Genomic DNA, 8,895 nt, shown 5'->3' with positions numbered 1-8,895 from the left:
ACGGCAACATCAAGCCCGTATCAGCCACTACAAACAGCGCGGACACAACCCCTGAGCTGGCCAGCAGTCACGGCAAGCACCGTTGCAGTACTAGGGCGTTGCGCGAACGATCACGAGTGACCCTTCGTACGTCGGCCGGTCGCGCAGGTGGCCGAATTCCTCGTTCCAGGCCCCGGACTCCAGGTCGTGGCGCAGGGTCCTGTCGAAGCGCTCGCGGACGTGGTCGTCGGTGAAGCTCCAGGCGGAGCACGCCTGGCGGGCGGCCGGGTCGAGCAGCATCTCGGGGCGGCCGTAGTACGCCTCGTTGAACCCGTCGGTGCAGTCCAGGGGGATGGGCACGGTCTGTACGGTGCCGGTGCCGCCCAAGGCCGCGGCCAGCTCCTCGACGGGCGGGTAGCGGCGGGCCTCGATGTCCAGCACCTCGGGTGCGTACCGGTACAGCCAGAAGTCCCGGACCAGGGCGGGATCGCAGGTCAGGATGACCACGGGACCACGGGCCACGCGCCGCATCTCGCGCAGGCCGGCCCGGACGTCGGACCACTGGTGCACGCTGAACAGGGTCATCGTCGCGTCGAACTCGTCGTCGGCGAAGGGCAGATCCTCGGCCACGGCGTCGATCGCGCGGGCGAGCTGCGTCGGCCGCTGGGCGCGCATCGACTCCGAGGGCTCGACTGCCGTCACCGAACGCGCCGCGCTCTCGTACGATCCGGCGCCGGCGCCGACGTTGAGCACCCTACGGGCGTCGCCCAGGGCCTCGGCGACGAACCGGGCGATCCGGTCGTCCGGCCGGCGGTAGGAGGCGGGCCCGGAGCCGATGGCGCCGTGGTCGACGTCGCCCGCGCTGCCGTCCTGGGTGCGTGTGGTCATGGGGGGCTTACCTCGCCTCGTGAGCAGGAACAGGGGGAAGGGAACGAACCCCACAGGCCCATCGGTTGTGCCGGTCCGGGCGTGGGGCATGGAGGTGCTACGACCAGAGCCGGAACCGCTGCCAGCTGCTCCCGGACCGCTCGTAGCGCAACCGGGTGTGAACACGGCTCCGTGCCGCCTGCCAGAACTCCACCTCGGCCGGTGCGAGGGTGTAGAGGGTCCAGGCGGGGTCGACGAGCGAGGGCTCCTTGTCGATCAGGGCCAGGGACTCCTCCAGGGCATGGTCCCGCTCGGCGGTGTCCGGCAGGTACTGGCTCTGACGGCCCAGCAGGGACTCGGCGCGGGCGGTCGCCGACCGGCCGAGGAAGTCGTCCGCGCTGTCCTGGGCGGAGCCGGGAGTCACAGGCCCGCGCAGGCGCACCTGCCGGCCGTGCTCCGGCCAGTAGAAGGTGAGTGCGGCCCGCGGACGGACGGCCAGTTGGTGCCCCTTGGGACTGGAGCCGTGCCCGGCGAACTGCCACCCGGAGGTGTCCACCCCCTTCAGGATCAGCACGCGTGCGTCCGGATCACCTGCCTCGTCGACCGTGGACAGGGTCATCGTGTGCGGGTCGCGCAGCCCGTCGGCGACGGCGTCGGACAGCCAGGACAGAAACAGGCGCACGGGATCGGCCGGTGCTCGCTCGGGGGCGAACTCCGGAAGCGGTCCCGCGAAGACCTCGATGCCTCGCAGCCATCCGCGGACACCACTGCCGTGATCTCCGTCCCTCACCCGGCCGCCTCCTTCACAGGACACCTTCATCACCCATCTTGCTTCTGCGGCTGATTTTCGACAATCACCTGGCAAATGCTCGGCGGATGCCACAAAAGGCATTGCGTGTGAGCAGAGGATGTTGGAGGTAGCGACAATGCGCATCCGCGGGTCGCCGAGCCGAAACGGGACCCGCGCCCGCTAGGACGCGGGGAAGGTCTCGGGACGGTCAGGACGACTGACGTGCCGGAAGCCCGGCGGGTCGAGGGGCTGGTCGCGGCCCAGGAGGGGGCTGCAGGCCGGGGGTGTCGGGGCTCCTGTGCGCCGTCGGCGGTCGGCCGAGGAGTCTTTTGAACGCGGCCGTGTACGCGGCGGGGTTGTCGTAGCCCAGCAGGGCCGCGATGCGCGTGACGGGCATCCCCGCGGTGAGGTGCTGCAGGGAGTGGAGGATGCAGGCGCGTTGCCGCCACTGCGAGAAGCTCAGGCCGGTGCCGCGCCGGAACAGCCGGGCGAGGGTGCGTTCGCTGATGTTGAGGTGTGCGCACCAACGTGCCGGCGGGTCGTGGATGTCCGGCTTCCGCAGGAAGGCCTCGCACAGGCCGCGCAGCCGCGGATCGGAGGGCAACGGCACATCGAGGGGCAGCGGCGTGAGGTTCTTGAGCTCGTGGAGGATGAGGGCGGCGACCGCCGCGTCCCGGCTGTGCTCGGGGTACCGCGGCTCCATGTCGACGGCCTCCAGGATCAGCGCCCGGAGCAGGGCGGAGACGTCGACGGCCCGGCAGCGGGCGGGAAACCACGGCACGGCCGCGGGTTCGATGTAGAGGCTGCGGGTACTGACGCCCGTCATCGCGACCTGATGCCTGGTCATGGGCGGGATCATGACCGCGCGGGCGGTGGGAACCGTCCAGCTGCCGTCGTCCGTCTCGACCCGCATGACGCCGGTGGCCGCGTACAGCATCTGGGCGCGGCGGTGCTCGTGCCAGGCGAGCAGGTGGTCATGGGGGTAGTCGGTGCCGATGGCCAGCACGGCACGATCGAGGCCGTCCACCTCCGCGACCGGGACATTGAGCATGGCCTGAGGCTACGACGGACCACGCGCCCTGTCTGCTGCGCGTAGGAAGAGGGCAGTTCATCGATTGCCCGCCAAGCCGCGTGATCCCTACCGTCTTACCGGTGCTGACCTCGTCCTTCACCCTCTTGCTCTTCGGATGCCTGACCGGCATCACGACCGTGTTCTTCGGCTTCGGCGGCGGTTTCATCACTGTCCCCGTCGTCTACGGAGTCCTGACCGTCACGGCCGGTTCGGGAGCGGACGCCATGCATGTCGCGGTGGCCACCTCGGCGGCGGTCATGGTGGTGAATGCCGCGGCTGCGGCGCTTGCCCAGTGGCGTCAGGGCCGACTGCGCGGCGCATATGTCTGGCCGCTGGCAGCGTTCATCACCATCGGCGCAACGGCCGGATCCTTCGCGGCCACCCTGGTCGGCGGCACAGCTCTTCGGCTGCTGTTCGGCGCCTACCTGCTGGTGACGATCACCGACAGTCTGGTGCGGAAGGGCTTCCTCTCCACGGCGCACCAGATGCGTCCGAAGCCCTTGGGCCGGGCCACGACCACCCTGGGCGGAGTCGGGATCGGCCTGGTGGCCGCCGTCCTGGGAGTGGGCGGCAGTGTCATGACGGTCCCGCTTCTGCGGCGGCGGGGCCTTTCCATGGCCGAGGCGACCGCCATGGCCAACCCCCTCAGCGTCCCCGTCGCCGTGGCCGCGACACTCGTCTACGCCCTCGCCCCCACCACTGCCACCGGCACGGGCCGGCTCGGCTATGTCGATCTCACCGCGGGCGTCACCCTGCTCGTCGGATCGCTGCCCACCATCGCCGTGGCGAGGCGAGTCACCGGCCGGGTCCCGGACCGGGTCCACTCCGTCGCCTACGTCGTCCTTCTCCTGGTCGTACTGATCGTGATGGCGGTCGTAGGACTCTGATCAGGCTCCGCCTCAGCCGCTGACCCACGGGCAGTGCCTAGTCGGCGCGGCCTGTCGCCGCCACCGTCACACCCAGGCCGATCATCGCGAGGCCGCCCGCCCCGCCGACCGCCGACAGGCGGCGGTCCGAGCGGGCCAACCAGGAACGGGCCGCCGAAGCACCCAGGGCCCACAGGGTGTCCGTGATCAGGCCGATGGCGACCGAGACCAAGCCCAACGCCATCATCTGAAGGGGGACACGGCCCGACGAGTGGTCGACGAACTGCGGCAGCACCGCCGCGAAGAAGACGATGCCCTTCGGGTTGGTGGCGCCCACGAAAACACCGTCCAGGACGGTGTGCAGATCGCCGCGCCGCTCACCGGCCGGAGCCTTCGCATCCGCCACGCGCATCTCCTTGCGGTGCCGGAACGCCTGAACGCCGAGATACACGAGATATGCCGCTCCGGCCAGCTTCACACTCATGAACACCGCCGCCGAGGTTTCCACCAGCGTGCCGAGACCCCACGCCACAGCGATCACCAGGATGTACGAGCCGACCAGGTTGCCGAGGACCGTCGCGAGCGCCGTGCGGCGGCCGTGCGCGAGGGCTCTGCCGATCACGAACAGCACGCTGGGCCCCGGAATCACGATCACCAGCAGCGACATCGCCGCGAACGCGAGGATGTTCTCTGTGGACACCATCTGTCCGTCACCTCCTGGACCGTTTGCCAGGGGTCATGCAAGCAGATGGCGGACGGTCCGCTCCAGGCGCATCCGCATACCGATATTCACCGGGTGCCTACGGTCGCTGTTCACCTGCCCCGGGTGGGCCTCACTCCGTCTCTCCGAGCGGAGCGAGGCCCACCCGGTCAGGTGTCCCACCGGGGTCATACGGCCGAGAGCGAGACCTCCGTCGACTTGAACAGCGCGGTGACGGCCGAGCCCTCCGCCAGGCCGAGATCGGTGGCCGCGTCCTTGGTGATCGCGGCGGTCAGTTCGGCGCCCTGGACGGAGACCCTGACCGTGGCCATGGCGGCGCCCGTCGCGACCTCGCGCACCGTGCCGGACAACCGGTTACGGATGGACAGGCCCTCCACCGGGCCGGTGGCCAGTGCCACCTCCGTGGCCTTGACGAGGGTGTGCACCGCGGAGCCCTCGGCGAGGCCGAGGTCCTTGACGGCGTCGAGAGTGATGGCGGCGGTGACGTCCTGGCCGCCGTCGAGACGGACCTTGACCGTTGCCATGGCTTCGCCCGTGGTGACGGCGGTGACCGTGCCGGGGATCTGGTTGCGGATGCTCAGGCTCATTGTGGGACGCCTCGCAAAGTATGGGAGATTTGTCTGCCTTTGGCATTGCTGCGTGGCCCACCGTAGTCCGGCCTGGGGGGTCCTTGCGCAAGCGTCGACGCAACCGCGAGGCATGGATGATCGTGCAATGCCTCGCAGATTCGGCCCGACCGTCTCTCACCGCCCTGGCACCCGACCGGCAGCCCGGACAACGGGCGCCGCCGTCACGGGATCCCGGGGATCCGTCTCGTCGACCGTGAGCGGGTCTTCGGCGGGTTCCACGAGGAGTTGCTCACGCTCTGATCCGTCACGCCCGCGTCGTGCAGCGCCAGCCACACCTTGTCGCGCGTGAAGGGCAGTTCGGTGAAGCGGATGCCGGTCGCGTCGCGCAGGGCGTTGGCGAAGGCGGGGGCGACCGGGTTGAAGGGGCTCTCGCTCATCGACTTGGCGCCCAGGGGCCCGATGGCGTCCGCGGTTTCCATGAAGTGGACCTCGGTGCGCGGGACGTCGGCGTACTGGGGGAGCCGGTAGCGGCGGAAGGCGGCCGTCTCGACCTCGCCGCGCGCGTCGATGCGGACGTTCTCGAAGAGGGTGGAGCCGAGTGCCTGGGCGATGCCGCCCTCGACCTGCCCGCGGCACTGCATCGGGTTCATGACCTTGCCCGCGTCGGCCGCGTGCACGCTGCGCAGGATGCGGATCTCGCCGGTGCCGGGGTCGACGGCCACCTTGAACCACTGGGCGTTGAAGGCCACCGAGCGCGGGGTGCCGCCGAAGTGCCCGTCGGCCGCGAACTCGACGCCGACGGCGCGGGCGGCGGCGTACAGCTCCTTGAGCGGCAGATGCCCGCCGGGGTGCAGTACGGCCTCCTCGGCGAGCCGGCAGTCGGCCCGCGGGACCCGCAGGTGGGCGGCGGTGAAGTCGAGGAGCATGTCGGCAAGGGCTCGGGAGGCGCGCAGGGTGGCTTTGCCCGCGACGACGGTGCCGGTGGAGGCGAAGGCGCCGGTGTCGTGCCGTACGACGTCCGTGTCGGACTGGCGGATGGCGATCCGGTCGACGGTGGTGGCGAGTTCGCCGGCCGCGATCTGCTTGTGCACGGTGGTGGTGCCGTTGCCGAACTCGGCGGTGCCGACGGCCAGATCGAAGCTGCCGTCGGGCAGCAGGGTGGCCTTGGCGTCGGCGATGTGCCCGCCGGGCGGCCCGGTGGCGATCATCGCGAGGGCGGCTCCCTCGCCGACCAGCCAGCCTTCTGGGGCGGGCCGGCCGGCCCCGGGCTCCGCCTGTGCCCGGCGCACGATGTCGACGCACTGGTCGAGGCCGTAGCTCGCGATGTGCAGGTCCTCCTCGTGGCCGCCGGGGGTGATCATCGGCTCGTCGGGGCCGATGATGTTGCGGGCCTTGAACTCCAGTGGGTCCAGGCCGAGTCGGCGGGCCAGTTCGTCGAAGGCGGACTCGACGGCGAACATCACCTGGCCGAGGCCGTAGCCGCGGAAGGCGCCCGCCGGGACGGTGTGTGTGTAGACCGAGTAGGCGTCGACCTTCTTGTTCACCGCACGGTAGATCGCCATCGACTCGCCGACGCTGTGGAACATCACCGCCGGGCCGTGGTTGCCGTACGCGCCCGTGTTCGCGACGACCCGCAGCTGAAGCGCGGTGAGGGTGCCGTCGAGGCGCGCGCCCGCCTTCAGACGGATGGTGAAGGGGTGCCGGGTGGTGGCGCCGTAGAACTGCTCGGCCCGGGTGTACTCCAGCTTCACCGGGCGGCGCAGCTTGAGCACCGCCAGCGCGACGATGTCCTCGACGAGCATCTCCTGCTTGCCGCCGAATCCGCCGCCGACCCGGCCCGCCATCACCCGGACCTGCTCCAACGGCAGGTCGTACAGGGCGCACAGGGCGCGGCGGGTCAGGAACGGAGTTTGCGAGCTGGTGCGCACGGTGAGCCGGCCGTCCTCGTCGAACCAGGCGACGGCGCCGTGCGTCTCCAGACTGGCATGCTGTCCGCGCTGGGTGCGGAAGGTGTCCTCGTACACGGCGTCGGCCTCGGCGAATCCGGCCTCGATGTCGCCGATCTCACCGTGCGCCTCGCCGACCACATTGTTCTCGGGTCGGGAGATCCGGGCGATCGTCGAGTCCTTGTCGTGGACGACGGGCGCGCCCGGCCGCATGGCCTCCTCGGGGTCCAGGACGGCGGGCAGCACCTCGTACGTCACCTCGATCCGCCGGCAGCCCTCCTCGGCGGCTCCCTCGCTGTCGGCGACGACGGCCGCGACGCGCTGGCCGATGTAGCGGACCGTGTCGTCCAGGACGCGGGTGTCGTCCGGGTCCTCCTCGGGATGCTCGTGTCGGGCGGTGGAGAAGTGCCGTTCCGGAGCGTCGTGATGGGTGAACACGGCGTGGACGCCGGGGACGCGCAGGGCGGCCGAGGTGTCGATCGCCACGATGCGGGCGTGGGCGTGGGGGGACCGCAGCAGCTTCATGTGCAGCAGGCCCTCGACCTCGATGTCGAAGGTGTAGCGGGCGGTGCCGGTGACGACCTGCGGCCCGGCCGGGGCGGGCAGACTGCGGCCGACGGACTCGCCGGGTGCCGGGGCCTCGACGTTCTTCACCCCGCGTACGGCGTCCTCGATGGCCCGGTAGCCGGTGCAGCGGCACAGGTTGCCCTTGAACGCCCTCGGCAGGTCGCCCAGTTTGTCCTCGTCGAGGGCGGCCGTGGTCATCAGGAAGCCGGCCGTGCAGAAGCCGCATTGGAAGCCCTGCGCGTCGAGGAACTTCTGCTGGACGGGATGGAGGTCGCCCTCGGGCGAGGCCAGGCCCTCGACCGTGGTGACCGTGCGGCCGTCGGCGCGGAAGGCCGGGAACAGGCAGCTGTGGACCGGCTCGCCGTCCACGTGGACCGTGCAGGCGCCGCAGTCGCCCTGGTCGCAGCCCTTCTTCACACCGAACCAGCCGCGTTCGCGCAGATAGGTGCGCAGGCACTGGCCGGAACGGGGTTCCTCCTCGTGGGAGCGTCCGTTGACCTCGACCTTCATCGTGCCGCCTCTCCCAGTTCCCGGCGGATCTCCTCCGCGTACCGGAACGTCATGTGCCGCCGCCACTCGGGCAGCCCGTGAATGTCGTCGAACCACTCGTCGTCGGCCACCGCCGAGCCGATCGCCGTCCGCAGCGCCTCCGCGGTCGGCGGCAGCGGGAACCACAGCCGCACCGGCCGGACCGTCGAAGCGGTGAGCGTGACGGCGAGGGAGCCGTCGAGCGGGTCCAGCGTGCCGATGATCAGGACGCCGGAGCGTCCGAGCCCGTACAGGGATGCCTGGCGGAACGCCGTACGGCAGGCCAGGACGCGGGCCGGAAGGGTGACCGACCGCAGCAGCTCGCCCTCCGCCAGGACCTTGCGGCCCGCGCCGGTCACGAAGTCGGTGACGCGCACCCGGCGGCGTACGCCGTCCTGTGCGATCAGCAGGCACTCCCCGTCGAGTGCGGCGGTGAGGGAGGTCATCGGGCCGGCCGGGAGGGCATTGCAGATGTTGCCGCCGACGGTGGCCATGTTCCAGATCTTGAACGAGGCGAGGAACGCGCGGCAGCACTGCTCGAACAGCGGCGCCGACTCGGCCCCGAGCCCCTTCGCGAACCGGGACAGCTGGGCGATCGTGCAGGTGGCCGCGATCTCCAGCGAGCCGTCCGGGTGCTGCTGCACGGGGGTCCAGCCGGTGCGGCTGAGATCGACCAGGCGGCGCAGGTGCGGCTGCGGCTCAGAGAACAGATACGTGCCGCCGCCGAGCCAGCCGTCGCCCGGCCGCCAGGGCGCGGGATGCCGTGCGTCCCGGATCTCCACCACCGTGTTCAGGTCCATGACCGTCAGTGAAGCAACGCGGAAGGGCCCGGGACGACTGGTTCACAGCACGGAAACGACGACTTTTCCCGTCCGGTACTTGGTGAATCAACCAAGAGGCATACCGTTCGTCTCATCTGGCACTTACGATGCGATGACTCGCACGCCCCTGGTGAATGTGAGATGCCGGGTGTCAGGCACCGCGACCCGG

8 protein-coding genes are annotated in these 8,895 nt (G+C 70.5%); 1 reads left to right on the top strand and 7 read right to left on the bottom strand.

Annotation, left to right across the window (positions count from 1 at the left end):
• Positions 1 to 90: 90 nt before the first annotated feature.
• From ACIRU3_RS41995 to ACIRU3_RS41985, 3 genes are all read right to left on the bottom strand, one after another.
• Positions 91 to 867: a class I SAM-dependent methyltransferase gene (locus ACIRU3_RS41995; protein WP_404068621.1), complete on the bottom strand. Its 777-nt coding sequence runs from the start codon at positions 865 to 867 to the stop codon at positions 91 to 93.
• A 97-nt stretch (positions 868 to 964) separates the two neighbouring features.
• Positions 965 to 1,636, bottom strand: coding sequence for a pyridoxal 5'-phosphate synthase (locus ACIRU3_RS41990; RefSeq protein WP_404068619.1), 672 nt, complete (start codon positions 1,634 to 1,636; stop codon positions 965 to 967).
• A gap of 208 nt (positions 1,637 to 1,844) precedes the next feature.
• Positions 1,845 to 2,687, bottom strand: a complete 843-nt coding sequence (locus ACIRU3_RS41985) for an AraC family transcriptional regulator (protein WP_404068616.1) — start codon at positions 2,685 to 2,687, stop codon at positions 1,845 to 1,847.
• 101 nt (positions 2,688 to 2,788) lie between these two features.
• On the opposite strand from ACIRU3_RS41985, the gene ACIRU3_RS41980 reads away from it, so the two are divergent.
• Positions 2,789 to 3,595, top strand: coding sequence for a sulfite exporter TauE/SafE family protein (locus ACIRU3_RS41980; protein ID WP_404068613.1), 807 nt, complete (start codon positions 2,789 to 2,791; stop codon positions 3,593 to 3,595).
• 37 nt (positions 3,596 to 3,632) lie between these two features.
• On the opposite strand, the gene ACIRU3_RS41975 is transcribed toward ACIRU3_RS41980, so the two are convergent.
• The 4 genes from ACIRU3_RS41975 to ACIRU3_RS41960 form a co-directional block, all read right to left on the bottom strand.
• Complete coding sequence (locus ACIRU3_RS41975) at positions 3,633 to 4,277, bottom strand: LysE family translocator (protein WP_404068610.1); 645 nt, start codon at positions 4,275 to 4,277, stop codon at positions 3,633 to 3,635.
• A gap of 185 nt (positions 4,278 to 4,462) precedes the next feature.
• Positions 4,463 to 4,882 carry a molybdopterin-binding protein gene (locus ACIRU3_RS41970; RefSeq protein WP_404068608.1) on the bottom strand — a complete coding sequence of 140 codons (420 nt, stop codon included), beginning with the start codon at positions 4,880 to 4,882 and terminating at the stop codon, positions 4,463 to 4,465.
• Positions 4,883 to 5,085: 203 nt separating this feature from the next.
• Positions 5,086 to 7,887: a molybdopterin-dependent oxidoreductase gene (locus ACIRU3_RS41965; RefSeq protein WP_404068605.1), complete on the bottom strand. Its 2,802-nt coding sequence runs from the start codon at positions 7,885 to 7,887 to the stop codon at positions 5,086 to 5,088.
• On the bottom strand, positions 7,884 to 8,705 hold the full coding sequence (locus ACIRU3_RS41960; RefSeq protein ID WP_404068604.1) for an FAD binding domain-containing protein: 822 nt from the start codon (positions 8,703 to 8,705) through the stop codon (positions 7,884 to 7,886). Before ACIRU3_RS41960 ends, ACIRU3_RS41965 begins: the two co-directional genes overlap by 4 nt.
• Positions 8,706 to 8,895: the final 190 nt, after the last annotated feature.

It is taken from the genome of Streptomyces sp. NPDC101151, assembly GCF_044768335.1.
Lineage (GTDB): Bacteria > Actinomycetota > Actinomycetes > Streptomycetales > Streptomycetaceae > Streptomyces.
The sequence above is the reverse complement of the archived record's forward strand: the minus strand, read 5'-3'. Positions and strand labels throughout refer to the sequence as shown.

Coding starts and splice junctions, on each gene's coding strand:
- ACIRU3_RS41970 (WP_404068608.1), bottom strand. CDS start 4,882: ATGAGCCTGAGCATCCGCAACCAGATCCCCGGCACGGTCACCGCCGTC.
- ACIRU3_RS41985 (WP_404068616.1), bottom strand. CDS start 2,687: ATGCTCAATGTCCCGGTCGCGGAGGTGGACGGCCTCGATCGTGCCGTG.
- ACIRU3_RS41975 (WP_404068610.1), bottom strand. CDS start 4,277: ATGGTGTCCACAGAGAACATCCTCGCGTTCGCGGCGATGTCGCTGCTG.
- ACIRU3_RS41960 (WP_404068604.1), bottom strand. CDS start 8,705: ATGGACCTGAACACGGTGGTGGAGATCCGGGACGCACGGCATCCCGCG.
- ACIRU3_RS41965 (WP_404068605.1), bottom strand. CDS start 7,887: ATGAAGGTCGAGGTCAACGGACGCTCCCACGAGGAGGAACCCCGTTCC.
- ACIRU3_RS41995 (WP_404068621.1), bottom strand. CDS start 867: ATGACCACACGCACCCAGGACGGCAGCGCGGGCGACGTCGACCACGGC.